Below are 26,274 nucleotides of genomic sequence, written 5' to 3' on the forward strand. Positions count from 1 at the left end.
ATCCAAAGTCCAAGCCGCGCATGTCTTCAGGCGTGTGCGGCCTTTCTTAAACCGTCGGCAGGGCCTTGCCTGTCGACGGGTCGACAAGCGAAGCGCTGTCTCATCGAAGGTGAGGCTGCGCTTTTCGCCCTTGGCGAGTTGCGACCTTGGCGGCAGGCAGGCCGTCAGCCGCTGCGCGCCGATGCGGGCTGTGGTGACCAGTTCGGGGCCGGTCAGTTCGACGACTTCGATCTCCACGGGCAATGACAAATCCGTCGGGGCGGTCGCCACGCGCAGCGCTTCGGGCCTGATGCCGACGACCAGCCGTGCGCCCTCACGCGCCGCATTCGCATAGCGCGCCGGCAAGGGGATCCGCACATCGGACTCGGCAATGGCCAGCTTGCCGTCGGTGATGCTGGCCTGCAGCATGTTCATCGACGGCGCGCCGACAAAGCCGGCGACATAGAGCGTCGCCGGTTCATTGTAGATCTCCTCCGGCGTGCCAAGCTGTTCGATCCTGCCGTCGCGCATGACCGCGATGCGTGTCGCCAGCGTCATCGCCTCGATCTGGTCGTGGGTGACGTAGACCACGGTGGTCTGCAGCATCTGGTGCAGCCGCTTCAGCTCGGTGCGCATTTCCAGGCGTAGCTTGGCGTCGAGGTTGGAGAGCGGTTCGTCGAAGAGAAAAACCTGGGGCTTGCGCACCAGCGCCCTGCCGATGGCGACGCGCTGGCGCTGGCCGCCGGAAAGCTGGCTCGGCTTGCGGTCGAGCAGGGCTTCGATCTGCAGCAGTCTTGCCGCCTCGGCCACCGCCTTTTCGCGCTCGTCGGCTGCAACGCCGCGCATCTCCAGGCCGAAGCCGATGTTGCGGCGCACGGTCAGGTTCGGATAGAGCGCGTAGGACTGGAAGACCATGGCGATGTCGCGGTTCTTGGGATGGACGCCCAGGATCGAACGGCCGCCGATCAGCACGTCGCCGCTCGTCGCTTCGGCGAGCCCCGCGATGATGTTGAGAAGCGTCGACTTTCCGCAGCCTGAGGAACCGAGCAACACCAGGAACTCGCCGCTCTGCAGCGCGATGTCGATGCCTTTCAGCGTTTCGACACTGCCGTAGTTCTTGCGGATGTTGCGGATTTCAAGCGCGCTCATGCGTGGACCCCTTGAACTGCATCGGCCCGCCATAGTTGCGGGGCAGAGTGGAAATGGCGCGCGAGGCGACATGCGTCGCGGCGGAAAGGCAAGCGGACAGCGGTTGTTCCTGGGCGAGGGCGGCGAGGAAGGCGGCGTTGAAGACATCGCCGGCGCCAATCGTGTCGACGACGCGGACATCGGGCGCCACGGCTTCGACGAGTGCCCCATCCGGACCGATGGCGATCGCGCCTCGCGGGCCGCGCTTGACGACAAAGGTTGCGCCTTGCCGCATGCTGGATCGGATCTCGCGCGCGGCCTGCTGCGGGCTTGGCATTCCCGCCAGGGTTACCGTCTCGACTTCGTTGAACAGCGCCAACGCGCAGCGCGAAAGCCATGCGCGCGTGGCGACGCAATTGGCCTCGGTCCAGCCGTCGATCGGCCAGCCGGTGTCGAGCGCCACGGCGATGCCGTGGCTGTCCGCCCAGTCGAAGAACCCATCGTAATCGCGGGTGAGGTCGTCGGTCAGGAAAGAGCCGCACAACAGCGCGTAACCGCCGGAGAGCGCGTTGCCATCGAGGACGGACAAGACATCGGCGAGGCTGAAGCGCGGCAGGTGGCCGCGCGTGGTGAAGAAGGTCCGTTCGCCATCCGGGTGAGTCATGCCGACAGACAGCGTCGTGCCTTCGGAGCGGACCGGCCATGTCTCGGCACGGCTGCCGAACGCCTCGCGAAGCCATTGGCCGAACTGGTCGTCGCCGACATTGGCGGCGATAGCGAAGTCGACGCCCAGTGCTTGCCAGGCGAGCGCGCTGTTGCCGGCCTGGCCGCCGACGCGCAATTCGTCATGGTCGACGACGGTTTCCGTCCCGCCTTTGGCCATGGCGCAACCGGACCGACGATCAGGTCGACATTGACGTTGCCGATCACCGCAAGCGGACGCATCACTCGCTCCTGGTGATCTTGGTGGAGCGCACAGGCGTGCCGGCATTGTCGACGCGGGCATCGGCAAAGGCGATCATCAGGCGCTGCGCCACCGGCAGCATGGCGAAGACCGCTGCAAGACCGGAAGCCGGCTTGAAGGAGAGCGTGACAGGGCCCGCGACGGGCGGTTGCCCGGAGGCGTCGAAGATGATGAGCGGTGCGCCGGCCTCGACAACGGAAAGCGCCATGGCCGTCACCAGTTCCGCGGTCGGGTCGTTACCGCGAAACAGGATGACGCCGACCTTCGGCCCGAGCATCTCCATCGGTCCATGCCGCAACTGGCCGCCTTCGAGCGCGAAGCAGGGCAGCCGGGACAGTTCGGTAAGACCAAGCGCCAGCGCCTCGGCGACACCTTGCAGCCGGCGCCCCGAGGTGACGATGCTCGTCACCTTTTCCAACGCGGCGAGTGCCTGCGTGATGTCGCTGTCCTGCGGCCGGTCCAGTGCGCCGAGAGCGGCACTTGGGTCTTCGCCGAGTGCGGCCAGGATGGCCAGATGCAAGGCGAAGGTCACGGTCAGGCTGCGGGTGGCGGCGAAGGCCAGTTCGGTGCCGCCGGCGCCGACCAGGCAAGGCGCGGTGCGGGCGAGGAAAGAACCGCTTTCGAGGGTCAGGCCGAAAACCTCGACAGCGCTGCCGGCCTCCGCAAACCATCTGACGACCTCGGCGCTCTCGCCGGACTGCGAGGTGACGAGCACCGTCTTACCGCCGAGCGGCACCGGTTGGCCGAGCTGTTCGGAGAGCGGCAGGGCCAGCGCATCGACGCCGAGCGCGCGGTAGAGCGGCTCGACGGCGCGCCCGACCGCGTGCGAACCGCCCATGCCGAGCAGCAGCAAACGGCCTGTCTTCCTGATCGAGTCGGCAACGTTTGCCGCCATGGCAGCGTTGTTCTCGAACGACGCACGCGCATCCGCGTGCTGGCGCGCCATTTCGCGGTCGATGGCGACCAGCCCGGCGGGCCGAATTTTTGTTGCAGTCATCGTCATCCTTTCACACCGCCGCTGGTCAGGCCCGAGATCAGCGCGCGCTGCATGACCAGGCCGATCAGCACCGGCGGCAAGGCGGCCAGCACGCCGGCGGTGGCGATCAGCCCGTAGTCGGAAACACGACCGCCGGCCAAATCGGCGATGGCGACGGTCAAGGTTTTTGCGCGCTGGTCGGAGGTGAACAGCAGCGCGTAGAAGAATTCGTCCCAGGCGAGCAGCACGGCAAACAGCGCCGATGTCGCCATCACCGGTGCCGCCAGCGGCAGCGTGATGATGCGCAGGGTCTGGAACAGGCCGGCGCCGTCGATCATCGCCGCCGCCTCGATCTCGCGCGGGATCGAGTCAAAACCGGATTTCATCAGCCAGGTGGTGAAGGGCGCCAAGATGGTCAAATAGACCAGCGCTAGGCCGAAGACGTTGTTGAGCAGGCCAAGATGCGACAGGCCCATATAAAGTGGCACGGCGAGCGCCACCGGCGGCAGCATGTAGGTGGCGATGACCATCGACAGCGACCAGCCGATCGCCGGCGTGCGCGACACCGCCCAGCCGGCGGGGATTGCCAGAGCGAGGGCCGCCAGCGTCGCCATGCCGGCGATCTCCAGGCTGTTGCGCAGCGACGAGGTGAAGGCGGCGCCGGCGCTGTTCTCGGCGGTCGACAGCAATGTCTGGTAGCGGGAGAAGTCGGCTGCCTGCGGCCACCAGCGCAGCGGCTTGGCGGCAAGGTCGGCGGCCGGCGAAATGCTCATGATGAACAGCCAGGCGATGGGTGCCAGGATGATGGCGGCAAGCAGCACCGCGCAGGCATAGACGAAGATTGTGAAGGCGGGGCTCCTGCGTTCCATCAGGCGGCACTCCCGGCGGTTTTCCTCACCAGTGCCGCATAGGCGATGGCGAGCACGGTGACGAGCAAGGTGACGATCAGCGCCAGCGATGCGCCGGAGCCGGCGCGCTGGAAGGAGAAGGCCTCCTGGTAGACGAGGATCGACAGCGTGCGGGTGCTGTTGGCCGGACCGCCGCGGGTCATCACCCAGATGATGTCGAAGACCTTGAAGGCCTCGATGGTGCGCAGCACCAGCGCCACCATCAGCGGGCCGGCGAGATAGGGCAGGATGACGAAGCGGAAGCGGTTGAATGGTCCCGCGCCATCGACAAGCGAGGCGGCGGTGATGTCGCGCGGCACCGCCTGCAAGGCGGCGAGCGCGATCAGCGCCACCAGCGGAAAGTTCTTCCAGCAGTCGGCGACGATCAGCGCCGCCAGCGCAGTGCCGGGTTCACCCAGCCAGGAGCGGTAGGCGTCGATGAGATTGACCTGCGTCAAGGCGGCGTTCAGCGCGCCATATTCGGGATTGTAGATCAGCCGCCACAGCGTGGCGTTGACCACGGTCGGCAGCGCCCAGGGCAATATCATCAGGGCGCGCAGGACGGCGCGGCCGTGGAACTGCTGATTGAGCAGAAGGGCGGCGAGAACGCCGATCACCATTTCGGCGGCAACGGAAATGACCGCGAACAGTGTCGTGGTCACCAGCGTGCGCGAAAAGTTCGAGCTCGACAGCATGTTGGTGTAATTGTCGAAGCCGACGTAATTGCCGCCGGTGCCGACCAGCTTGGCGTCGGTGAAGGACAAGTTGACCGTATCGACCAGCGGCCAGCCGATGACGGCGACCATGACCACGAGCAGCGGCAGCATCAAGAGCCAGGCACGGGTCGTCATCCAGGTGCCCGACATCGGAGCAGCCTCTCTTCATTCATGATTTCAGACATAGCACGGGCGGCACAAGGCCGCCCGTAACTGGAGAAAAATGCCTTAGAGGCCGCTGTTCTTCGCAGCGGTGTTCAAGGCGTCTTCCGGCGAAGACTGACCGAGCAGCGATTCCTGGATCGCCTGCTGCAGCGCGGTCGACAGCTCCTGGTACTTCGGTGTGGTCGGACGCGGATACATGGCGGCCAGGCCGAGCTTGGCAGCGGCGATCAGCTCCTCCTGGCCCTTGGTGACGGCCGGGTCGTCATAGGACGAGGCCCAGATCGGCAGCGAGAGCTTGGCATACTGGTTCTGCGTCGCCTGCGAGGTCATGAAGGCGATGTACTTCCAGGCTTCGTCCGGATGCTTGGAGACCGCGGTCACGCCAAGGCCCATCGAGCCGTTGACGGCCGACACGTCGCTGATGCCGGTGACGCCGGGTGCCGGCACGACGCCGACCTTGCCCACGACCTTCGAGTCCTTCGGATCGTTGGCCATGTTGTACATGTAGGTCCAGTTCAGCGCGAAGGCGGCGTCGCCGTTCTCAAAGACCTTGCGCACGTCCTCTTCCAGGAATTCCTTGGAATTCGGGTTGGTGAGGCCGGACTTGTAGCTGTCGACCATGTATTTCAGCGCCGAAAGGCCGCCGCCATTCTGGAAGTCCGGCTTGCCGTCCTTGAGGAAGTCGCCGCCATAGGCGCTGACCAGCGTGGTGTAGTCGCAGATCGCGGCTTCGGCCTGCGACCAGCTCCAGGCGATCGGCGTCTTCAGCAGGCCCTTGTCCTGGATGATCTTGGCCTGTGCGCCAAGCTCTTCCCAGGTCTTGGGCGGTGCCTTGATGCCGGCCTTTTCCAGGATTTCCTTGTTGTAGAACAGGTATTTGGTGTCGAGGATCCAGGGCATGCCATAGTACTTGCCGTCATACTGGACGGTGGTCCAGGCGCCGGGCAGCACGCCCTTCTTCATATCGTCGGTGATCTTCGACGAGACGTCGACCAGCACCTTGTTGGTGGCGTACTCGGCCGGCCAGATGACGTCGAACAGCACGACGTCGTAGCCGCCGCCCGAACCCTGAGCCAGCACCGTCTTGTCGTGCAGGCCTTCATAGGGGACGAATTCGAGATTGACCTTGACGTCCGGGTTGGCCTTGGTGAAGGCGTCCGTCATGGCGCGCACGTCCGCCTCGCTGTAGGCGGCCTGGGCCATGAAAAGCGCGTTGAGCGTCGTCTCGGCGAAAGCGTGAGGGACGAGCAGTCCTCCGGCGAAGACCGCGCCGACCAGTGCCTTGGTGATTGTCTTAAGCATCTTCTTCTCCCATTTCCGGTGTTACGGGCTGGCGATACGGGCGTGTCGCATCGTCTTCCCGGATCCATGTCGCGTGACCTGATGGTTACCCGGCTGCCCAGTGGCGACAGGCTGGGGGCCTTTGCCATCTTGTTTTGGGGCATTCGGTTTGCATTAAGTCAACTCGCTTGACTTAATTAGTCGATCAATATTCTAATGGTGTCAAGAGGGGAAACGCCGGTGGATGACATCAGCCCGATCCGCGCCAAAAGCGGCACCAACCAGGAAGGCACCAGCGCGCACAACCGCCGGGTCATGATCGAGGCGCTGCGCCTCAACGGCGCCCTGTCACGCGCCGATCTGGCGCGGGCGACGCAGCTCACCAAGCAGGCGGTCTCCAACATCATCGAGGATCTCGAAAGCGACGGCCTGGTCGTCGCGCTCGATGCGGTGCGCAAGGGCAGGGGGCAACCGTCGACCCCCTACAGGCTGGTGCCAGAAGGCGCCTTCGCCATCGGCCTGCATATCGACCGCCATCTGACGCGCGCGGTCGCCGTCGACCTGATGGGCAGCGTGCTGGCGCGGGCCGAGGCGAACCTGCCTTTCGATGAGCCGTCGAAGGGCGTCGAGATCATCCTCGAGCTGATCGCAGGTGTCCGCCGCGACCTGGCCGGCATTTCGGCCCAGTCGGAAAAACGGCTGGTCGGTCTCGGCGTCGCTATGCCCGGTCCTTTCGGCCTGAAGGATTCCGACGACAAATGGATGATGCCGGCCTGGCAGAAATTTCCGCTGCTGGAGACGCTGGCCAAAGGCACGGGGCTGAATGTCGGCCTGCAGAATGACGCCGCGGCCTGCGCCACGGCGGAGCGCATCGTCGGCGCCGCGCACGGCGTCGACCACGCGGTCTGCCTTTATGTCGGTTACGGCATCGGCGCCGGACTGATCCTCAATGGCGAGCTCTACAGCGGCGGCCATGGCAATGCCGGCGAAATCGGCATGGCGCTGCTGGCGCCGGCCGGCCCCGGCTCGACGCCGCTCGAGCATCGCGCCTCGCTGGCCTCGCTCTACCAGCATCTCGGCCTCAACCCGGCGGACAGCGATATCTACGAACAGATGAACGCCCTGGTGTTGGCCGAGAACCCCAGGATGATGGTCTGGATCGATGGTGCGGCGCATGATCTGCGCTGGAGCGTGCATCTCATCGAAACGATCTTCGACCCGCAGACCGTCATCCTGACAAGCGGCGCGCCGGAAGCGCTGGCGCGCCGGCTGGTCGAGGCGATGCACCCGTTGCTACCATCGATCGCCGACCGGCCCGGAAGGATGCTGCCTCGCCTTCAGCTTGGCACCACCGATCCCTGGTCGATCGCGCTTGGTGCGGCCGCGGCACCGATCAGCCGTGCCTTCGATCCGCTGTTCTCGGCGATCCTGAAGACAAGTCCCGGTGCTGGATGAGGGAGAGCGGGCGCCGAGGGCAAAGGCCTTTCTGGCGTCACACAGGGTTCATCGACCGGACATAGCGTCTTTCCCAGTTCTTTGCTGCAATGCAATAGGAGTGGGACATGGTGGACATAATTTCCAGTGAGGCGGGCATTCCGAGACCGGATCATCCGCTGGATAGTTCGGGCAGCGCCAAGTGGTTCTTGCCGGCCTTCGGCGTGCTGGTGCTGGTCGGCGTGGTCTATGTCGGCTACGCGCTGAGCCAGGATCTGGCGGTGGCCAAGACCGTGCCGTGGATCCTGCTCGGCATCGCCCTGCTGATCGCGCTCGGCTTCGAATTCGTCAATGGTTTCCATGACACCGCCAATGCGGTGGCGACCGTCATTTACACGCGCTCCCTGCCGGCCGAATTTGCCGTCATGTGGTCCGGCGCCTTCAATTTCCTCGGCGTTCTCACCTCCAGCGGTGCGGTCGCCTTCGGCATCCTGTCGCTGCTGCCGGTCGAGCTGATCCTGCAGGTCGGCTCCTCCTCCGGCTTTGCCATGGTGTTCGCGCTGCTGGTCGCCGCCATCCTGTGGAACCTCGGCACCTGGTTCCTCGGCCTGCCGGCCTCGAGCTCACACACAATGGTCGGCTCGATCATCGGCGTCGGCCTCGCCAACCAGTTCATGGCTCCGGCCGGCAGCGCCACCAGCGGCGTTGACTGGTCGCAGGCGACCAATGTCGGCATCACCCTCTTGGTATCGCCGATCATCGGCTTCTTCGCCGCGGCGATCCTGCTCTATGCAATGAAGCTTCTGGTGCGCAATCCGGCGCTCTACGAGGCGCCAAAAGGCAACACGCCGCCGCCATGGTGGATCCGCGGCCTGCTGATCTTCACCTGCACCGGTGTCAGCTTCGCGCATGGCTCCAATGACGGGCAGAAAGGCATGGGCCTGATCATGCTGATCCTGATCGGCGTCGTGCCGACGGCCTATGCGCTGAACCGTACGCCCGACATCAACTATCTCGAGGCCTACAAGGCGGCTTCGGTCAACGTCGAGACCGCGCTGGGCAAATATGCCAAGCCCGGAGTCACCGTCGCGGATGCCAAGGCTGCCAAGGCAGCCGTCCAGGATGCCGTGCGCACCCGGACCTGGAGCGACCAGACGACGGTTGCGCTGCAGACCTACATCCACAACACCACCGCTTCGCTGCAGCCCTACGCATCCGTCGACAACGTGCCGACCGATCTGGTCAGCAACGCCCGCAACGACATCTACCTGATCGGCGAGGCGCTCAAGCTGATCGACAAGAAGAAGCTGCTGCCGATGCAGGACGCCGACCTGAAGGCGGTCACCGACTACCACAAGGCCGTCGACAATGCGACGAAGTTCATTCCGATCTGGGTGAAGGTCGCGGTTGCGCTGGCGTTGGGCCTCGGCACCATGGTCGGCTGGAAACGCATCGTCGTGACCGTCGGCGAGAAGATCGGCAAGAGCCATCTGACCTATGGCCAGGGCGCGGCGGCCGAACTGGTGGCGATGGTAACCATCGGCATGGCCGACCGGCTCGGCCTGCCGGTGTCGACCACCCATGTGCTGTCGTCGGGTGTCGCCGGAACGATGGCCGCCAACGGCTCGGGCCTACAATGGTCGACAGTGCGCAACCTGTTGCTGGCCTGGGTGCTGACCCTGCCATGCTCGATCGCGCTGGCCTTCACGCTGTTCATCATCTTCCGCCAGGTGTTCTGAGCGGAACCCTCAAAGGAACGGCGCCACCTGCGGCGCCGTTTCTCTTTGTCGGCCTATCCTGCGAAGACCAATGAAAAGTCAGATCGTGTGCCTTCCCAAACGGGCGCTGCTTCGAACGGTTCAGCTTTCGATGGAATCGTTGGCAGGCTCCAGCCGAGGCTCACTCCTACCGCCGCGCAACTTCCGCCCTGTTACGGCGGCGCAGCTGGCGTAGCGACAATATGTGTAGCATGATCGAGCTTGGCACCACGAAAGCAGGGGTCAGCACACCCGGATAATCGCCTGCGCCGATGCTCTGCACATCGGGGACAATCAACTGCCATGGGCCGGGCGAGGTGATTATGCCCATGGTGATCGCAACGGCGAAGTCGGCAAGCCCGAGGATGTTCCAGAGAGTTGCCGCCCTCCGGCCTTTGTCTGTCCCGGTCGCCACTGCCATCGCAGCCGGCAACGCGAACAATCCGGTCAGCATGTCGCCGATGCCTGCCGGCGCTGCGAACGCGCCGGGCAGCGCACCGCGCAGCCAGGCCGCGATAGCCCACGTGCCGAATACGCGGTAAAGCTGAAGCATGACGAGCCAGCTCGCTGGCATGGCATCGAGCACTAGCCCGATCCGCTTCGAGAGCAGCAAGAGCGGCGCCCCGATGATCACCGGTAGGAAGATCGCCGATGGCAATACCGGAAAAGACACAGTGCCGGCGTGAAAGACGCCGTTGATCGCGGCGCTCCAGGCGAAGGCGAGCCACAGCGTGTCCGGGATCATGATCGCCAGCCAGGTCGTGCGGCGTTGAGCTGGCGTCAGGCTCGTGTGTTCGAGGCCGAGCCATAATCCCAGCGCGATGAGCCCGTGGGCTGCGAGCTGGTGGGCCGTGGTCGGAACGCCAGTGGCCGGGATCGCTGGCCATCTGTAGATCACCAGGAGCCAAAGCGAGGTGAGCGGCGCAAACCAGAGCAGGCCGCGCCAGGCGTCACGCGATGAAACGATAGCAGGTGAAACAGCTTCGACGGTCATCAGCGGTACTCCACTAAGCCTAGCGCATTTGCCTGCGCTCAGATGTACACCTGCTTTCAGCGAGCTAATATTCGCGACAATGTTGATAGGCTGTGAAGAAGGACTTCACAATCCGGCGGAGCTTGCTCGACGGCGTGAGGGAGTGCCGATGCGTTTGCACCGTAGTTTCGCCGAACTGCCGCAGAACTCATGGTGACGGCCAGACGGATCGCATCCCTGTTCCGCATGTCTGGGCAGCGCTCGTGATAGGCACGATGCTGCAGTGTCGGTTTGACCAACCGGCGAAGGAATCCGTTCGCGGGCGAAGTCCGCTTTGTAGATTGCTCCGCTTGTCCTGGACGCAAATGTCAGGTCGGGTCTTCGCGGTGCAGATCGTGGATGGCAACGCCATCGACATTGGTCGGCATCGTCAGCCACTTGCGATGGCGCAAGGTGCGCTGCGTGTCTTCCAGGCCGGTCTCCCAATGCTCGCGCATCGAGGTGCCGGAGAATTCGTAGTCCTTGGCATGCCCCTCATAGCCTTTGTGCTGGTAGATGAGGTGCACGATGTTGACGATGCCGGCATCGGAATAGTCGGCGATCAGCGCTTCTTCCGCCGGCGTCAGTTGCTCCTTCGGCACGCGCTTCAACGCATCGAGCAGGCGCATCTTCAGGCCATGGATGCGCTTGAAATTGTCGGTGTTCTGGCGCGTGCGGCTGGAATACATGATGTCCTTGTGGCGCGACAGCACGTCCGGCATGCTGCGCGGCAGCACGCCGCGAGCGCTGAACAGGTCGACCTGGAACACCAGCGACGAACGGTCCTCGTCCTGGTCAAGCAGATATTGCAGCGGCGTGTTGGAGACGATGCCGCCATCCCAGTAATACTCGCCTTCGATGCGCACCGATGGAAAGGCCGGCGGCAGCGCGCCGCTGGCCATGATGTGCTCGGGTCCGATGCGCACCTTGTCGGTGTCGAAATAGACGAAATTGCCTGTCCGCACGTTGACCGCGCCGACACTCAGCCGTTTCTTGCCGTCGTTGAGCACGTCGAAGTCGATGAGGCTCTCCAGCGTGTCTTTCAGTTCAGCGGTGTCGTAGAAGCTGGTCGCACCCTCGGCGCCCTGCGGCTCGAACCAGGGATTGGGGTTGCGTGGCTTGAAGAAGCCGGGCTGGCCCATGGTCATCGTCATCCACGACGAGGTGCGGTTGCGGATGTCGCGGTAAATGTCGCCTTCAGGCGTGTACGACCAGATCTTGCGGCCCGAGATGGTCTGCCAGAACTGTTCGAGCCGCTGCAGTCGGCGGCTGGGTTCATTGCCGGCGATGATCGAGGCATTGATGGCGCCGATCGACACGCCGGACAGCCAGCTCGGCTCGCAGCCGGCCTCGGCCAGCGCCTGATAGACGCCGGCCTGATAGGCGCCGAGCGCGCCGCCGCCCTGGAACACCAAAGCGATGCGGTCATATTGCGCCGAGATTTCCGCGATCGTCGCGGCGGCTTCCTTGTTTCGGTGGCGTTCAAGCACGAATTTTCTCCGGCTGGGTTGTGCTGGTTGCGAGCCGGCTGTGATCGGCAAGATAATCGTGGACGACCTCACCCAACCCAAGCGTCAGATCGGCCTTGAAGTGGACGGCGGATACGATGTCGAGCACCGGCAGCTTCGCCACGTCGGCCATGACGTGGGGCCTGAGATCAAGCGCCGCAGGCGCCGTCCAGGCTTCCTTCAGCGTGATGTCGGTGAGGTAATAGCGCACGAGTTCGCAGATGCGCGGCGTGCCGTCGACATGCGGGATGATCTTGATCAGGAAATTGGGAGCGGCGAGTGCTGCGAGCACGGAATCATGATCGGCTTCCCGGTGCTTGTAGCCCATCGTGCCGGTGGCGCACAGAACGCTGCCATAGTGCAGCGTGCCGACGATCACCTCGCCTTCATGGACGATCTTGGGGTTGGCCAGCTTCTTGGGAAATCCCCACAACTCGCGGCCGCCGGCGATCGGCGCATCGTCGTCGAGATACATCGAATGGACGTAGCCGCCATGCTGGCCCTTGTACTTCACCGGGATGACCTGGCCGGTCTCGGTGTAGTCGCCGAAGCCCGTGGAATCAGGCATGCGGATGAATTCATACTTGACCAGCGGCTCGTCGATCTCCAGCGGCGCCGGCACGACGGCTTCGAGCGCCTCGCGCGTCGTGCGGTAGGTGATGATGATGTATTCGCGATCGAAGAAACGATAGGGCCCGGGCGGGAAAGACGGATTGGTCAGCGGCATCGCATAGGCGCGCTTCACGACATCGGCGATTTCCAAGCTGCACCCCCAAGGTTTTGTCAGGCGAAGTTTTGCCAAGCCAAGTTTTGTCTGGCGAATTTCGTTCAGGAATGACCGCGCGAATGCGCAAGCAATTATGTTGCACGGCACCATGACAATGCCGTGTCAGCCTGACGACCATGGTTTCGCAGCGGTCGAGAGCCATGCCGGGGCTGTCGTCTGGCTGTAATCGCATCGACACATGGCTCTGTCATTGTCATGTTGCGACGCACAATTGTATCCTCTCATTCCCCTCCCACCTCTCGCGAGATCACCATGGGTTCCCTGTCTTCGAAGAATGCCCTCGTCACCGGCTCGACCAGCGGTATCGGCCTGGCCATCGCCCGCGCCTTCGCCGCCGAGGGCGCCAATGTCACCATCAATGGTCTCGGCGACCCGGTCGCCATCGAGCAGGAGCGCTCGGGCATCGAGAAGGATTTCGGCGTCAAGTGCCGCTACTCCGACGCCAACATGATGGATGGTGCGGCGGTCAGCGCCATGGTGCATGACGCCGAGGCGGCGTTCGGCAGCCTCGACATCCTGGTCAACAATGCCGGCATCCAGCATGTCGCGCCGATCGAGGAGTTTCCCGACGACAAGTGGGAAGCCATCATCCGCATCAATCTTCTGGCGGCCTTCTATGCCATCAAGGCGGTGGTGCCCGGCATGAAGGCACGCAAATGGGGCCGCATCATCAACACGGCCTCGGCGCATGCGCTGGTCGCCTCGCCGTTCAAGTCGGCCTATGTCTCGGCCAAGCACGGCATTGCCGGGTTGACCAAGACGGTGGCACTGGAAGTCGCGCAGGACGGCATCACCGTCAACGCCATCGCGCCTGGCTATGTCTGGACGCCGCTGGTCGAGAAGCAGATCCCCGACACGATGAAGGCGCGCGGCATGACCGAAGAGCAGGTCAAGCACGACGTGCTGCTCGCAGCACAGCCGACGAAGGAATTCGTCACCGTCGAGGAACTTGCGGCGCTGACGCTGTTCCTGTGCTCGGACGCGGCCAAGCAAATCACCGGAACGACCTTGCCGATGGACGGCGGCTGGACGGCCCAGTAAGGCGCACGTTCCGGCCTTTTTCCTCCCAGTACCTCGCAAACATGCTTTCCCTATCGCCGCCCGATCCATTGTATCGTGGTGGCGGCAGCGGAAAGATCGGGAGGTTTTCACCGCCGCCTGCCGCGTCGCAGACCGGCTGATGACAAGGGGGGAGGGAGGCGCTTTCCCCTCAACCGTCATCAAGCCGTTACCTAGGCCTCCTATTTCGAACCTAGGGAGCGGGCAGTTGCGCATCGCGGTGCACAGCTGTGCAACAGGTGAATGATGACGAAGGAAAACTTCCTCGAGCGTCAACCGATGACGGCGGACAAGACTTCGACCACAGGAGACAAGAGTTCGGACAAGCTCCGCTCGGTCAGCGCGCTGCATGTCGCGCGCCAGGCTGGCGTGTCGCGTTCGGCGGTGTCGCGCGCCTTCACGCCGGGCGCCAGCGTCGCCACGGAAACGCGCGAGAAAATCATGCGCGCCGCCGAAGAACTTGGCTATCAGGTCAACGACCTGGCGCGCGGCCTGCTCGCCAACCAGAGCCGGCTGGTCGGCCTGGTGGTGACCAAACCGGAAGTCGGCTTTCGCGCTCACCTTGCTGCCGCGCTGACCAAGGCGCTGATCCATCGCGGCAATGTTACCGTCATGATCAACACCGGCCAAACCGAGCAGGAGTTGATCGCGGCCCAGAAGACACTGCTTGGCCATCGTGCCGAGGCGACGATCATCCTGTCCGGCTCGCCGCCCTCGTCCTTCTTCGAGCTTGCACGGCGCAATGGCCAGCCGCTTGTGGTGATCGGCCGTTCCGAACCCGATGCCGACCACATCCAGACTGACGGCAGCGCGGCGGCGAAGCTCGCGGCCGCGCTGTTCGTCGCGCGCGGCATGACCAGGCTTGGCCTGGCGGGATCGCTGTCCGGCACGCCCACCATCAGCGAACGCGAGGATGCCTTCTGCGCCGAGGCAGCGCGCCTGGGCGCGGAGGTCATGGTCGCGCGAGGCCGGGATACCGACTATGCCGGAGGGTTGGAGGTGGGCAAGGTCCTCATCGATAGCCAGGATCGGCCGCAGGCGATCTTCTGCGTCAACGACCTCATCGCTTTCGGCGTCATGGACCATGCCCGTCAGGCCGGTCTCGACATCCCCAATGACCTCTCAGTGATCGGCTTCGACGATATTCCGGAAGCCGGCTGGCTAGCCTATCAGCTGACCACCTTCCGCCAGGATCCGGAGATCATGGCGGCCAAGGCGGTCACATTGCTCGACCTGCGCCAGCGGCAGCCGGATCTGCCGCCCATTCGCGAGCGCTTCAATGTGCCGCTCGTCGTGCGCGGCAGTTTTGTTCCGCATGATGCGGAACACTCTTGACCAGTCCTCTTGAATTCAAAGCCACAGGTCGACCCCCATGAAAATCATCCAGCTCTCCGATCCGCATCTGATGACGCCCGGTGGCATTCTCTACGGCTCCGATCCGTCGGCGAGGCTGGACGCCTGCCTGGCCGACATCGGCAAGAACCATGCCGATGCCGAACTGGTGGTGATCTCGGGCGACCTGACCAATGATGGCGAGCGTGCCGCCTATGCGGCGTTGCGGGAGAGGCTGGCGCAATTTTCTCCACCCTGCCGGCTGATGCTCGGCAACCATGACGACCGGGCGTTATTTTTCGAGATGTTCCCGAAGGCCGCCACCGAGCGCGGGTTCGTCCAGAGTGTGTTCGACGGCAGCGAGGGCCGTCTGATCCTGCTCGACACGCTGGACAGCGGCCATGTCGAGGGCAGGCTGTGCGCGGCGCGGCTCGAATGGCTGGACGAAAAGCTCAGGGAAGCGCGCGGCCCGACCTTCCTGTTCATGCACCACCCGCCTTTCCGAATACACATGCCGGTCCTCGACGAGGTCAGGCTCGCCGATGCTGACGGCTTCCATGAGGTGCTCTCGCGCCATGGCAATGTCCGTCACATCTTTGCGGGGCATGTCCATCGGCAAATCGCCGGCAGCTGGCGCGGCATCCCGGTCAGCACGCTGCGCAGCACCAACCATCAGACCGCGCTCGATTTCTCGGACAACTGGCGGCTGGGGCACGAGCCACCCGCCTATGCGGTGATCTTCATCGATGCCGATGGCGTGATCGTGCACTTCCATGATTTTCCGGTGCCGCCGGTGTCGGGATCGAGTTCTGTAAAAGTTCCCGATTCCGAGAAGGGCTTCAGCGGCAGTGACGCGGCGAGCATCGCGACCGGCTGAACGAGGCCGCCCATCTCCCGTGCGCCAAGGATCCTATCCCGGCGATCGCCTCTCCGCGCGCGCGCCTGCCCGTTGCCGTCCTTCACGGTGTTTTTGGCGCATATCCGGTCTCCGCGAAAGGGCGTCAAAAAGCATATGAAATTGGACATTAGTCTTGACAGAAATACAGATGTTCAATACCCGTCAAGCGAATGAACAAGCCTGCAATGTGGGAGGAATGAGCGGTATGGCTTCCAATATTTCGTTGACGGGCCTTGCCCGCGATCTCGATGAACGCGGCAAGTCGGGCAAGCCCATCCGCATCGGGCTGATCGGGTCCGGCGAGATGGGAACCGACATCGTCACCCGCGTCGCCCATATGTCCGGCATCGAGATCGGCGCGATCTCTGAACTGAATCTACCCGCCGCCAGCCGAGCGGTCGATATTGCCTTCCAGGAAACCGGCCATGCGCGCGAGGTGTCGAATGCCTCGGCCATGAACGCCGCCATGGAGGCCGGCAAGGTGGCGGTCACCAACGATGCCAGTCTGGTCATCAACAATGACTTGATCGACGTCGTCATCGACGCAACCGGCGTTCCCGCCGTCGGTGCCGAGATCGGGCTGCGCGCCATGGAGCATGGCAAGCATCTGGTGATGATGAATGTCGAGGCCGATGTCACCATCGGCGCCTATCTGAAGAGCGAGGCCGACCGGCTGGGCGTCACCTATTCGCTGGGCGCCGGCGACGAACCGTCCTCCTGCATGGAGCTGATCGAATTCGTCTCGGCGATGGGCCATCCGATCGTCGCCGCCGGCAAGGGCAAGAACAATCCGCTCAACATCGATGCGACGCCGCCCGCCTATGAGGAAGAGGCCAAGCGCCGGCACATGAATGTGCGCATGCTTGTCGAATTCGTCGACGGCTCCAAGACCATGGTCGAGATGGCGGCGATCGCCAATGCCACCGGGCTGGTGCCCGACAAGGCCGGCATGCATGGCCCGGCCGCGACGCTCGGCGAACTGTCGAAAGTCCTGGTGCCTGAAAAGGATGGCGGCGTGCTGTCCAGGGTCGGCGTCGTCGACTACTCGATCGGCAAGGGCGTCGCGCCCGGCGTTTTCGTCGTCGCCGACATGTCGCATCCGCGCATTTCGGAGCGCATGGAGGATCTGAAAATGGGCAAGGGTCCCTACTTCACCTTCCATCGCCCCTATCACCTGACCTCGCTGGAAGTGCCGCTGACTTGCGCGCGCGTCGTGCTCTACGGCAAGGCCGACATGGTGCCGCTGGCGAAGCCGGTGGCCGAAGTCGCCGCAGTGGCCAAGAAGGACATGCAGCCGGGTGAAAAGCTCGATGCGATCGGCGAATATTGCTACCGCGCCTGGATCATGACGGCGCCGGAAGCGCGTGCCGCCAGGGCCATTCCCTGCGGCCTGCTTCAGGGCGGCTCGGTCACCGCGCCGATCAAGAAGGGCGAGCTCATAACCTATGCCAATGCTGCACCGGCTCCAGGCTCCAAGATCGCCGAACTGCGCGCCCGCCAGGACAAACTCGTCTACGGAACCGTGGGAGCCTGATCATGGCCGGGGCCAGCAAAGCCGTCGCGGACAGTCGCGCCAACCTGCCTTTCGTCTATCGCCAGTACAGCGCCGAGCAGCTCAAGCAGGTGCTCTACAAGATGTATCTCATCCGCCGCTTCGAAGAGGGCGCGGAGGAGAGCTATATGCGTGGCCTGATCCACGGCACCATGCATTTGTCGATCGGCCAGGAAGCCAGCGCCATGGGCATCTGCATGCCGCTTGGCGAGGATGACCAGATCACCTCGACGCATCGCGGCCATGGCCACTGCATCGCCAAGGGCGCCGAGGTGAAGCGCATGTTCGCCGAATTCTTCGGCAAGACCACGGGCTACTGCAAGGGCCGTGGCGGCTCGATGCACATTGCCGATGTCGCCAAGGGCAATCTCGGTGCCAACGGCATCGTCGGCGGCGGCATTCCGATCGCGGTCGGTGCAGCACTTTCCTCCAAGATGATGAAGACCGGCAAGGTCGTCGTCTCCTTCTTCGGCGACGGCGCCAACAATGAGGGCGCCTTCCACGAGGCGCTCAATATGGCGGCGGTCTGGAAGCTGCCGGTCATCTTCGTCTGCGAAAACAATGGTTACGGCATGTCGACGTCGACCGCCCGTTCCACCGCGGCGAAGAACATCGCCGACCGCGCCGCCGCCTATTCGATGCCCGGTGTCATCGTCAACGGCAACATTTTTCGGAGGTCGCCGAGGCGTCCTACAGGGCCGTCGAGCGCGCCCGCGCCGGCGAAGGGCCGACGCTGATCGAGTCCAAGACCTACCGCCATCGCGGCCATTCCAAGAGCGACCGCAACCGCTATCGCACCAAGGAAGAGATCGAGGACTGGATGTCGAACCGCGATCCGATCACGCTGTTCGAAAACGAGCTGCGCGAATTCGGCTTCATCGACGACGAGGGCATCGAGGCCATCCGCGGTGCTGTGGCGCGGGAGATTGCCGACGGCATCGAATTCGCCAAGGCGAGCCCGTCGCCTGACGTCAGCGAGACCGGAAATTACGTGTATACGGAGCAGGCGTGATGGACGCGATGGTGCGTGAACTGAGCTACGCCCAGGCGATCCAGGAAGCCATGGCGATCGCCATGGACATGGATGAACGCGTCTTCCTGATGGGCGAGGACATCGGCGTCTATGGCGGCGCCTTCCAGGTGACCGGCGATCTGGTTGAGCGCTTCGGCACCGAGCGCGTCATCGATACGCCGATTTCGGAACTGGGCGGGGCGGGCGTCGCCGTCGGTGCTGCCCTCACAGGCATGCGGCCGATCTTCGAGTTCCAGTTCTCGGATTTCGCCACGCTGGCCATGGAGCAGATCGTCAACCAGGCGGCCAAGATGCGCTTCATGCTGGGCGGCGAGGTTTCGGTTCCGGTGGTGATGCGCTTTCCCGCCGGCTCCGGCACCGGTGCCGCCGCGCAGCACAGCCAGAGCCTGGAGGCGTGGCTCGGCCATGTGCCGGGCCTGAAGGTCATTCAGCCGGCGACGCCCTATGATGCCAAGGGCATGCTTCTGGCGGCCGTCGCCGACCCCGATCCGGTGATGATCTTCGAGCACAAGCTGCTCTACAAGATGAAGGGTCCGGTGCCCGAGGGCTATTACACCGTGCCGATCGGCAAGGCCGACATCCGCCGCGAAGGCCGCGATCTTACCATCGTCGCCACCTCGATCATGGTGCAGAAGGCGCTTGATGCCGCCGCCACGCTGGAAGCCGAGGGCATCGACGTCGAAGTCGTCGACCTCCGGACCATCCGGCCGATGGACAAGCAGACCGTCATCGACAGCGTCAAGAAGACGTCGCGGCTGATGTGCGTCTACGAAGCGGTCAAGACGCTGGGCATCGGCGCCGAGGTCAGCGCCATGATCGCCGAGAGCGAGGCGTTCGACTATCTCGATGCGCCGATCGTGCGGCTCGGCGGCGCCGAGACGCCGATCCCCTACAATCCGGAGCTCGAGAAAGCGACGGTGCCGCAGGTTCCCGACATCATCACCGCCGCGCGCGACCTCGTCAAAGGGGTTCGCTGATCCATGCCGACCGAAGTCATTCTTCCCAAGGTCGACATGGACATGGCGACCGGACAGATCTCGCGCTGGTTCGCCGAGGAGGGTGCCCGGGTCAAGAAGGGCGACGTGCTGTTCGAGATCGAAACCGACAAGGCGGCGATGGAGATCGATGCGCCGGCCAGCGGCGTGCTGCGCGATGTGACGGGCAAGGAAGGCGTCGACATTCCGGTCGGCGCGCCGGTTGCGTGGATTTATGCCGATGATGAAAGTTATGCGCCAATCTCCCCTCTCGAGGGGGAGATGTCGGCAAAGCCGACAGAGGGGGTCGCCTCAGGAGGCACCTCCCAGTCCAGCACCGCCCTTGCGCTGAGCCCGGTCGAACCGACCCCACCCGACCGGCCTTTGGCCGGCCACCCTCCCCTCGAGGGGGAGGGGAAGACCCGCGCGACACCCTTGGCTCGTCGTTTGGCCCGGGAAGCAGGGCTGAACCTGTCAGGCCTAACAGGCTCCGGACCCTATGGCCGCGTGGTGAAGGCCGATATCGAAGCCGCGATCTCCTCCCCCCTCGAGGGGGAGGTGTCCGCGAAGCGGACGGAGGGGGTCGCCCCAGAAGGCACCGCCTTTGCGCCGAGCCCAGTCGAACCGACCCCACCCCGACCGGCCTTCGGCCGGCCACCCTCCCCTCAAGGGGGAGGGGGACGTTCTGCGCCTCTTCGAACCCGACTCCTACGAACTCGTCCCGCATGACAATATGCGCAAGACCATCGCGCGGCGGCTGGTCGAGGCCAAGACCACCATCCCGCATTTTTATCTGACGCTCGACTGCGAACTCGATGCGCTGCTCGCGCTGCGCACGCAGATCAATGCTGCCGCCCCCATGAAGAAGACGGACAAGGGTGAGGCTCCCGCCTACAAGCTGTCGGTCAACGACATGGTGATCAAGGCGATGGCGATGGCCTTGAAAGCGGTGCCGGATGCCAATGCCTCATGGACCGAAAGCGCCATGGTCAAGCACAGGCATGCCGATGTCGGTGTCGCCGTGTCGATCCCAGGCGGTCTCATCACGCCGATCATCCGCAAGGCGGACGAAAGACGCTGTCGACCATTTCCAACGAGATGAAGGATCTGGCCAGCCGCGCCCGCAGCCGCAAGCTGAAGCCGGAAGAGTATCAGGGCGGCACGACAGCCGTCTCTAATCTCGGCATGTTCGGCATCAAGGACTTTGCCGCGGTCATCAATCCGCCGCATGCGACGATCCTGGCGGTCGGCGCCGGCGAGGAGCGCGCGGTGGTCAAGAACGGCGAGATCAGAATAGCCACCGTGATGTCGGTGACGCTGTCGACCGATCATCGCGCCGTCGACGGAGCGCTTGGCGCCGAACTCTTGGTCTCCTTCAAGCGGCTGATCGAAAATCCGATGGGCATGCTGGTCTAGATCAAGGCGTCTTGACGGGTATCGGGAAAGCATAATTCCGGGCGCCAGTTGCGCCGGCGGCCACAATGGTCATGAGGCTTGCGGAAGGTCACTTCCGCAGGCCCTCTCGCCGTGCCGTGAGAGCATTTCAAGCCAAGTTGTTGCTTGATCCGATCGCGCATGTGCGCTGTCATCCACCAGTCATATGCGCCGTGCAGGGAGGGGACGGGAACCGGCCACAACACCGGACCGCTCATGCACGGACAAGACAGGAGGTCTCATGAAGACGCTACTCATCAAGCTGCTGGCCAGCCAGCTGGCGCTCGCGGCAGCTTTGTTTGCCGGCGTGGCAAGCGCCGAAACACTGACACTCTACACATCGCAGCCGGAAGCCGACGCGGCCAAGACCGTGGACGCCTTCAAGAAGGCGCAGCCCGGCATCGACGTGACCATCTATCGTTCCGGAACCAGCGACATCCTCACCAAGATGGCGGCCGAGTTCGCAGCCGGCAGCCCGCAGCCCGACGTGCTGCTCATCGCCGATGCGGTCTCGATGGAGCTGCTGAAGAAGGACGACCGGCTGCTGCCCTACCCCGAAGCCAAGCTCGACGGCATCGAGGCGGATGCCTATGACGCCGACAAGACCTATTTCGGCAGCAAGCTGATCACCACCGGCATCGTCTACAACACCGCGGCCACGCAAAAGCCTGAGCATTGGGCCGATCTCGCCAAGCCCGCCTATGCCGATGGCCTGGTCATGCCGAGCCCGCTCTATTCGGGTGCCGCCGCCTATCTGCTTTCGGGCTTCGCCGGCGATACTGACTACGGCTGGGATTTCTTCCAGAAGCTGAAGACCAACAACACCGTCAGCGTGCGCGGCAATGGCGCGGTGCTGAAGTCGGTGGCATCGGGCGAGAAGCCTTATGGCATCCTGGTCGACTTCATGGCGATGAACGCCAAGAAGAAGGGCTCGCCTGTCGAGTTCGTATTCCCCTCGGAAGGCGTTCCGGCGGTGACTGAGCCGGTCGCCATCATGAAGACCGCCAAGAATGTCGACGGTGCCAAGAAGTTCGTCGACTTCATTCTGTCGGATGAAGGCCAGAAGCTGGCGCTGTCGATGGGCTACCTGCCGGCGCGCGGTTCGGTCGGCCGCCCCGACTGGCTGCCGGAAGGCGTCAAGGTCAAGGTGATGCCGTTCGACACCAAGGCGATCGTTGCCAAGACCGACGCCGACAAGGCGAAGTTCCAGGAACTGTTCGGCGGCTGAGCCGGCAATCGCGGCGGGATGCCGTTTCGGCGGCATCCCGGACCTTGGGAACGCAGTCATGGCAACACGGATCAGGGAAAGCCGCGGTCAGGAAATGGCCCTGACGGCGGCAGTGGCCGTCGTCATCGTGCTGCTTTCGCTGCTGCCCATGCTGCGTCTCATCAAGGAGATCGTGGCACCCGGTGGCACCTTGTCGACCGTGGCCGTGGAGGCCGGATTGCGGAGCCCGGCGACCTGGATCGCGACCTGGCATACGCTGGTCGTCGGCATCGGCGGCACCTTGCTTGCCGTGCTGTCGGGAACGCTGGTGGCGGTTCTCGTCTCGCTAACCGACATACGCGGCCGCAGCGCCCTGGTGCTGTGCTACGTCATGCCGCTGATGATCGCGCCGCAGGTGACGGCGCTGGCCTGGCTGCAATTGTTCGGCCCGGCCAGCCCATTCCTCAAGCTGTTCGGCGCGGCACCGCCGCTCGGCACGAAGAACCCGCTCTATTCGACCTCGGGCATCATCCTGCTGCTTGGTGTGCAGTATGGCCCGCTGGTGTTCCTGCTGGTGCGGGCAGGCCTGCGCAAACTGCCGCGCGAACTGGTCGAGGCCGCACGCGCCGGCGGCGCCGGCTGGTTCACCGTGCTGGTCACCATCGTGCTGCCTTTAATGACACCATCGATCATGGCGGCCGCGGCACTGGCCTTCGTGTCCTGCGTAGGCAATTTCGGTATTCCCGCCTTTCTCGGTATTCCCGCCAACTATCTCGTGCTGCCGACGCTGATCTATCAGCGGCTGGCCGGCGGCGGTCCGGCGGTGCTGGGCGAGACCGCGTTCCTGTCGGTGCTGATCGGCGTCATCGCCATGGCCGGCATCTTCGCGCAGGAACTCATGAGCCGTCGACGCGACTACCGCATCAGTTCCACCTCACTGCCGGCCGAGCCCTACGAGCTTGGCCGCTGGCGACCGGTCGTTCAGGCAGGCATGTGGCTGTTGATCGTGCTGGTGCTGTTCCTGCCGCTGTTCGGGCTGGTGCTGACCTCGCTGGTGCCGGGCTACGGCATCGCGCTCACCGCCAAGACCATGACGCTCGACAATTACCGCTTCGTTCTGTTCGAGCATGATGCCGCCAACCGAGCCTTCTTCAACAGTTTCTGGCTGTCGATCGCGGCCGCCTTCTTCGCGGTCATCGTCGCCGTTCCGATCGGCTATCTCATTGCCTGGGGCAAGCAGCGCTGGGTGCGGCTACTCAATTTGTCGGTCGAGCTGCCTTATGCCTTGCCAGGCGTGGTGCTGGCGATCGCCTCGCTGCTGCTCTTCCTGCGGCCGATCCCGCTGACCGGCATCCAGCTTTACAACACGGTCTGGATCATCCTTTACGCCTACCTCGCCCGCTTCCTGGTGCTGGCGCTGCGGCCGACCATCAGCGGCTATCACCAGATCGACCGGGCACTGGAAGAGGCGGCGCAGGTGGCGGGTGCCGGCCTGTTCACACGCATGCGCACCATCATCTTTCCGCTGGTCGCGCCGGCGGCCATCGCCGGTGGCCTGCTGATCTTCATGACGGCGCTCAGCGAACTCACCGTGTCGGCGCTGCTGTGGTCGTCGGGTTCCGAGACGATCGGCGTGGTTATGTTTTCCTTCGAGCAGGGCGGCGATTCCAACTATGCGGCGGCGATGTCGATCATCACGGTCGCGGTCACCTTCCTGCTGATGCTGGTGACCAATCTGCTTGCCCCGCATCTTCCGAGCGGAGCTCTGCCATGGCGCGACTGACCCTGGACCATGTGACCAAGAGCTTCGCCGATTTCGATGCGGTGAAGGATGTCTCGATCGACGTCGCCGACGGCGAGTTCCTGGCCGTGCTCGGGCCGTCCGGCTGTGGCAAGACGACGTTGCTGCGGCTCGTCGCCGGTTTCGAGAAGGTAACCTCGGGCGAAATCCGCATCGGCAGTGATCTCGTGTCGAACAGCGGCGGCAGCGTCGCACCGGAGAAGCGGCGCGTCGGCATCGTCTTCCAGAACTACGCGCTGTGGCCGCACATGACGGTCGCCGAGAATATCGGCTATTCGCTGAAGGTGGCGAAGCTCGACAAGGCGATTGCGCGCCAGAAGGTGGAAGACGCGCTCGCTTTGGTCAATCTGCAGGGGCTGGGCGAGCGCAGGCCGGCCAATCTGTCCGGCGGCCAGCGCCAGCGCGTGGCGTTGGCGCGCTGCCTTGTCGCCGCGCCGTCGCTGGTGCTGTTCGACGAGCCGCTCGCCAATCTCGACGTCCACCTCAGAGCCTCGATGGAGGACGAGTTTGCCGCCTTCCACAAACGCACCGGCACGACCATCGTCTACATCACCCATGATCAGGCCGAGGCGATGGCGCTGGCCGACCGCATCGCGGTGATGGACCACGGCCGCTTGATGCAGTTGGCGACGCCGCGCGAACTCTATCATGAGCCGACAAACGAAATGGTGGCCTCCTTCATCTCGCAAGGAATTTTGTTACCCGCGGATGTCTTGTCCAGTGAAGATGGCGGTCACTGCAAGGTCCGGGTTCTCGGAACCGAGCTGGTGGTCCGCTGCCGCCCCGGCGAGCGGCCACGCGCGGGCGCGAAGATCTGCTGCCGGTCCGCTGATCTCGATGTGTCGCCGGATGGTGCGGGCCTCGACGGTTTGGTCAAGCGAGTGATCTACCAAGGGGGTGCCGCGCGCATCGAATTCGCGCCTGCCGCCGCTCCCGACCTCACCTTGCACTTCGAACAGCCCGACCCGGTCGTGCTGGAGAGCGGAGCCCAGGCGCGGCTGCGCATAAAGTCCGGCTGGCTGATCCCGGCCGCAGGGACAGCCCCGTGATGCTGGACTTGCTTGGCGGCTTTGAGTTGCGCGCCGGGAACACGGCCCTGCGCGTCGTGGTCCAGATCACCAAGCTGTCAGTGGCCAAATTGCGCCAATCCCGTGCTTATGCTTGAAGCCGCCGCTATTTCATTCCACATCGGTCAGGATGAAGGACGAGGCACAAGAACGGCGTCGGAATCTGCTGTGGGGCATCCCCGCATCGCTGATCCTGCACGTGCTTGTCGTGGCGCTCCTGTTATACGGTATACCCACGCCTCCCCAACAGCCGCAGGAGGAGCAGCCGGTCAATGTCGCGATCGTGCCTCCACCCGATCAGCCAAAGCCGAAACCTGTTCCTCCGCCGCCGCCAAAGCAGCCCAAAGCCGAAAAGCCACCGGAACAGAAGGTGGAAAAGCCGCCCGAGCAGCCACCTAAGCCGGTGAACACTCCGGTTTTGAAGCCCGTTTTCCAGTATGGCGAGAAAGATACCGGGCCCGAGAAATCTCTCGACGGTGGCAGCGCTCAAGCCAACGCGCCGTCGCCGGCCAAGGAGGCTACCAAGCCGCCGGTCGAACCGAAGCCGGCACCAACCCAGTCCGCTCCGTCAGCAAATCCCGAGGAACAGGCAGATACCAGAAAGGCCGACGAGAAGCCGGTAACCGCCTCGCCGGACGCCAACCCCGCGCAAAGCGAGGAGAAGCAGGCGACTGAGGATACTGACAAACAGCAGCCGGACAAACAGGAGGCGGCGCCGCAAACCGACGAGAAGCAAGCGGTGCCAAAGCCATTGGCTGCCGAGGCCGGCGGCAAGCCTGCACCGCCACCCCCTGCCGAAAAGGCAAAGCCTAAACCTGCAAAGCCGATGAAGTTCAAATCCGCAGGGGCCTTCAAAGCCCCAAGCGGGAAGGCAGGAAGGTCAAATCCCACCAATACCGACATTGCGGGATCGCCGATCTATTCCGGCCTTCCGGGCGTCAGGAAGCTTTACTCGCAGGGAGCAACCGGCGATGCGTTCGCCACAAGTTCCATGGAGAACGTGCCGCGCGATCAGCGCGTTGCCAACCTTTGCGGCAACGTTCTGGACCAGGAATTGCAAAGTGCCGATTATACACCCAAATGGGTGCCGACCATTCCGCTGAAGCTGGGTAACGTTCTTAACCCTCCGCAGGCCGCCTTCAGCACAAGAACCCAATGGTACAATCTGAACTTCCGGTGCGAGGTCGACGCCGATGCGACGAGGGTCCTGTCGTTCAACTTCCGGGTCGGGTCATTGATCCCGCCCGGCGAATGGGCAAGCCGTGGATTCACGAAGTATCCGTTAAATTAGGCCGGCAGGCCGAGTCCTGGATGCCGAAGGCC

The 26,274-nt window shown here is 63.9% G+C and carries 18 protein-coding genes and 4 pseudogenes; 13 read left to right on the forward strand and 9 right to left on the reverse strand.

Annotated features, from left to right (window positions below; translation table 11 throughout):
* Positions 1-51: 51 nt before the first annotated feature.
* The 6 genes and pseudogenes from AC0V8S_RS08460 to AC0V8S_RS08485 form a co-directional block, all read right to left on the reverse strand.
* Positions 52-1,128: pseudogene (locus tag AC0V8S_RS08460) on the reverse strand (ABC transporter ATP-binding protein); the annotation flags it as partial.
* A pseudogene (locus AC0V8S_RS08465) lies at positions 1,115-2,052 on the reverse strand (PfkB family carbohydrate kinase). The pseudogenes AC0V8S_RS08465 and AC0V8S_RS08460, both read right to left, overlap by 14 nt.
* Entirely contained in the window at positions 2,052-3,074 is a 1,023-nt protein-coding gene (locus AC0V8S_RS08470; RefSeq protein WP_475437412.1) for an SIS domain-containing protein, read from the reverse strand. The pseudogene AC0V8S_RS08465 and the gene AC0V8S_RS08470 overlap by 1 nt, the downstream one beginning before the upstream one ends.
* On the reverse strand, positions 3,071-3,916 hold the full coding sequence (locus AC0V8S_RS08475) for a carbohydrate ABC transporter permease (protein ID WP_183463656.1): 846 nt from the start codon (positions 3,914-3,916) through the stop codon (positions 3,071-3,073). The genes AC0V8S_RS08470 and AC0V8S_RS08475 overlap by 4 nt, the downstream gene beginning before the upstream one ends.
* Entirely contained in the window at positions 3,916-4,800 is an 885-nt protein-coding gene (locus tag AC0V8S_RS08480; protein ID WP_475437413.1) for a carbohydrate ABC transporter permease, read from the reverse strand. Before AC0V8S_RS08480 ends, AC0V8S_RS08475 begins: the two co-directional genes overlap by 1 nt.
* Before the next feature lie 78 nt (positions 4,801-4,878).
* The gene (locus AC0V8S_RS08485; RefSeq protein ID WP_475437414.1) at positions 4,879-6,117 is read right to left on the reverse strand and encodes an extracellular solute-binding protein; all 1,239 of its coding nucleotides are present in this window, start codon (positions 6,115-6,117) and stop codon (positions 4,879-4,881) included.
* 219 nt (positions 6,118-6,336) lie between these two features.
* On the opposite strand from AC0V8S_RS08485, the gene AC0V8S_RS08490 reads away from it, so the two are divergent.
* The gene (locus AC0V8S_RS08490; RefSeq protein ID WP_475437415.1) at positions 6,337-7,551 is read left to right on the forward strand and encodes an ROK family protein; all 1,215 of its coding nucleotides are present in this window, start codon (positions 6,337-6,339) and stop codon (positions 7,549-7,551) included.
* 107 nt (positions 7,552-7,658) lie between these two features.
* Complete coding sequence (locus tag AC0V8S_RS08495) at positions 7,659-9,269, forward strand: inorganic phosphate transporter (RefSeq protein WP_475437416.1); 1,611 nt, start codon at positions 7,659-7,661, stop codon at positions 9,267-9,269.
* A gap of 166 nt (positions 9,270-9,435) precedes the next feature.
* Here AC0V8S_RS08495 and AC0V8S_RS08500 read toward each other — a convergent pair whose 3' ends face one another.
* The 3 genes from AC0V8S_RS08500 to AC0V8S_RS08510 all read right to left on the reverse strand — a co-directional run bounded on the left by AC0V8S_RS08500 (position 9,436) and on the right by AC0V8S_RS08510 (position 12,570).
* A complete protein-coding gene (locus AC0V8S_RS08500) occupies positions 9,436-10,281 on the reverse strand; it encodes an MFS transporter (RefSeq protein WP_183463647.1) in 846 nt (281 codons plus the stop codon).
* 347 nt (positions 10,282-10,628) lie between these two features.
* Positions 10,629-11,789: a patatin-like phospholipase family protein gene (locus AC0V8S_RS08505; RefSeq protein WP_183463645.1), complete on the reverse strand. Its 1,161-nt coding sequence runs from the start codon at positions 11,787-11,789 to the stop codon at positions 10,629-10,631.
* On the reverse strand, positions 11,782-12,570 hold the full coding sequence (locus AC0V8S_RS08510) for an acetoacetate decarboxylase (RefSeq protein WP_140891486.1): 789 nt from the start codon (positions 12,568-12,570) through the stop codon (positions 11,782-11,784). Before AC0V8S_RS08510 ends, AC0V8S_RS08505 begins: the two co-directional genes overlap by 8 nt.
* A gap of 276 nt (positions 12,571-12,846) precedes the next feature.
* On the opposite strand from AC0V8S_RS08510, the gene AC0V8S_RS08515 reads away from it, so the two are divergent.
* The 11 genes and pseudogenes from AC0V8S_RS08515 to AC0V8S_RS08565 all read left to right on the forward strand — a co-directional run bounded on the left by AC0V8S_RS08515 (position 12,847) and on the right by AC0V8S_RS08565 (position 26,242).
* Entirely contained in the window at positions 12,847-13,635 is a 789-nt protein-coding gene (locus tag AC0V8S_RS08515; protein ID WP_183463643.1) for a 3-hydroxybutyrate dehydrogenase, read from the forward strand.
* Positions 13,636-13,932: 297 nt separating this feature from the next.
* Positions 13,933-14,988: a LacI family DNA-binding transcriptional regulator gene (locus AC0V8S_RS08520; protein WP_475438591.1), complete on the forward strand. Its 1,056-nt coding sequence runs from the start codon at positions 13,933-13,935 to the stop codon at positions 14,986-14,988.
* A 37-nt stretch (positions 14,989-15,025) separates the two neighbouring features.
* A complete protein-coding gene (locus tag AC0V8S_RS08525; protein WP_475437417.1) occupies positions 15,026-15,862 on the forward strand; it encodes a phosphodiesterase in 837 nt (278 codons plus the stop codon).
* Positions 15,863-16,088: 226 nt separating this feature from the next.
* Entirely contained in the window at positions 16,089-17,417 is a 1,329-nt protein-coding gene (locus AC0V8S_RS08530) for an NAD(P)H-dependent oxidoreductase (protein WP_183463639.1), read from the forward strand.
* A gap of 2 nt (positions 17,418-17,419) precedes the next feature.
* A pseudogene (locus tag AC0V8S_RS08535) lies at positions 17,420-18,447 on the forward strand (thiamine pyrophosphate-dependent dehydrogenase E1 component subunit alpha).
* Positions 18,447-19,445, forward strand: coding sequence for an alpha-ketoacid dehydrogenase subunit beta (locus AC0V8S_RS08540; RefSeq protein ID WP_183463635.1), 999 nt, complete (start codon positions 18,447-18,449; stop codon positions 19,443-19,445). Before AC0V8S_RS08535 ends, AC0V8S_RS08540 begins: the two are co-directional and overlap by 1 nt.
* Before the next feature lie 3 nt (positions 19,446-19,448).
* Positions 19,449-20,858: pseudogene (locus AC0V8S_RS08545) on the forward strand (pyruvate dehydrogenase complex dihydrolipoamide acetyltransferase).
* Positions 20,859-21,117: 259 nt separating this feature from the next.
* A complete protein-coding gene (locus AC0V8S_RS08550; protein ID WP_183463633.1) occupies positions 21,118-22,104 on the forward strand; it encodes an ABC transporter substrate-binding protein in 987 nt (328 codons plus the stop codon).
* A 58-nt stretch (positions 22,105-22,162) separates the two neighbouring features.
* Positions 22,163-23,866, forward strand: coding sequence for an ABC transporter permease (locus tag AC0V8S_RS08555; RefSeq protein WP_475437418.1), 1,704 nt, complete (start codon positions 22,163-22,165; stop codon positions 23,864-23,866).
* Positions 23,854-24,933, forward strand: a complete 1,080-nt coding sequence (locus tag AC0V8S_RS08560) for an ABC transporter ATP-binding protein (protein WP_475437419.1) — start codon at positions 23,854-23,856, stop codon at positions 24,931-24,933. The genes AC0V8S_RS08555 and AC0V8S_RS08560 overlap by 13 nt, the downstream gene beginning before the upstream one ends.
* Positions 24,934-25,081: 148 nt before the next feature.
* Entirely contained in the window at positions 25,082-26,242 is a 1,161-nt protein-coding gene (locus AC0V8S_RS08565) for a DUF930 domain-containing protein (protein ID WP_183463628.1), read from the forward strand.
* The last annotated feature ends 32 nt before the right edge of the window (positions 26,243-26,274 follow it).

Source organism: Mesorhizobium oxytropidicola, assembly GCF_056174625.1.

Bases quoted from the DNA above. Each gene is read 5' to 3' on its own strand.
- AC0V8S_RS08470 (WP_475437412.1), bottom strand. From the start codon at position 3,074: ATGACGATGACTGCAACAAAAATTCGGCCCGCCGGGCTGGTCGCCATC.
- AC0V8S_RS08475 (WP_183463656.1), bottom strand. From the start codon at position 3,916: ATGGAACGCAGGAGCCCCGCCTTCACAATCTTCGTCTATGCCTGCGCG.
- AC0V8S_RS08480 (WP_475437413.1), bottom strand. From the start codon at position 4,800: ATGTCGGGCACCTGGATGACGACCCGTGCCTGGCTCTTGATGCTGCCG.
- AC0V8S_RS08485 (WP_475437414.1), bottom strand. From the start codon at position 6,117: ATGCTTAAGACAATCACCAAGGCACTGGTCGGCGCGGTCTTCGCCGGA.
- AC0V8S_RS08495 (WP_475437416.1), top strand. From the start codon at position 7,659: ATGGTGGACATAATTTCCAGTGAGGCGGGCATTCCGAGACCGGATCAT.
- AC0V8S_RS08500 (WP_183463647.1), bottom strand. From the start codon at position 10,281: ATGACCGTCGAAGCTGTTTCACCTGCTATCGTTTCATCGCGTGACGCC.
- AC0V8S_RS08515 (WP_183463643.1), top strand. From the start codon at position 12,847: ATGGGTTCCCTGTCTTCGAAGAATGCCCTCGTCACCGGCTCGACCAGC.
- AC0V8S_RS08520 (WP_475438591.1), top strand. From the start codon at position 13,933: ATGACGGCGGACAAGACTTCGACCACAGGAGACAAGAGTTCGGACAAG.
- AC0V8S_RS08525 (WP_475437417.1), top strand. From the start codon at position 15,026: ATGAAAATCATCCAGCTCTCCGATCCGCATCTGATGACGCCCGGTGGC.
- AC0V8S_RS08530 (WP_183463639.1), top strand. From the start codon at position 16,089: ATGGCTTCCAATATTTCGTTGACGGGCCTTGCCCGCGATCTCGATGAA.
- AC0V8S_RS08540 (WP_183463635.1), top strand. From the start codon at position 18,447: ATGGACGCGATGGTGCGTGAACTGAGCTACGCCCAGGCGATCCAGGAA.
- AC0V8S_RS08550 (WP_183463633.1), top strand. From the start codon at position 21,118: ATGAAGACGCTACTCATCAAGCTGCTGGCCAGCCAGCTGGCGCTCGCG.
- AC0V8S_RS08555 (WP_475437418.1), top strand. From the start codon at position 22,163: ATGGCAACACGGATCAGGGAAAGCCGCGGTCAGGAAATGGCCCTGACG.
- AC0V8S_RS08560 (WP_475437419.1), top strand. From the start codon at position 23,854: ATGGCGCGACTGACCCTGGACCATGTGACCAAGAGCTTCGCCGATTTC.
- AC0V8S_RS08565 (WP_183463628.1), top strand. From the start codon at position 25,082: ATGAAGGACGAGGCACAAGAACGGCGTCGGAATCTGCTGTGGGGCATC.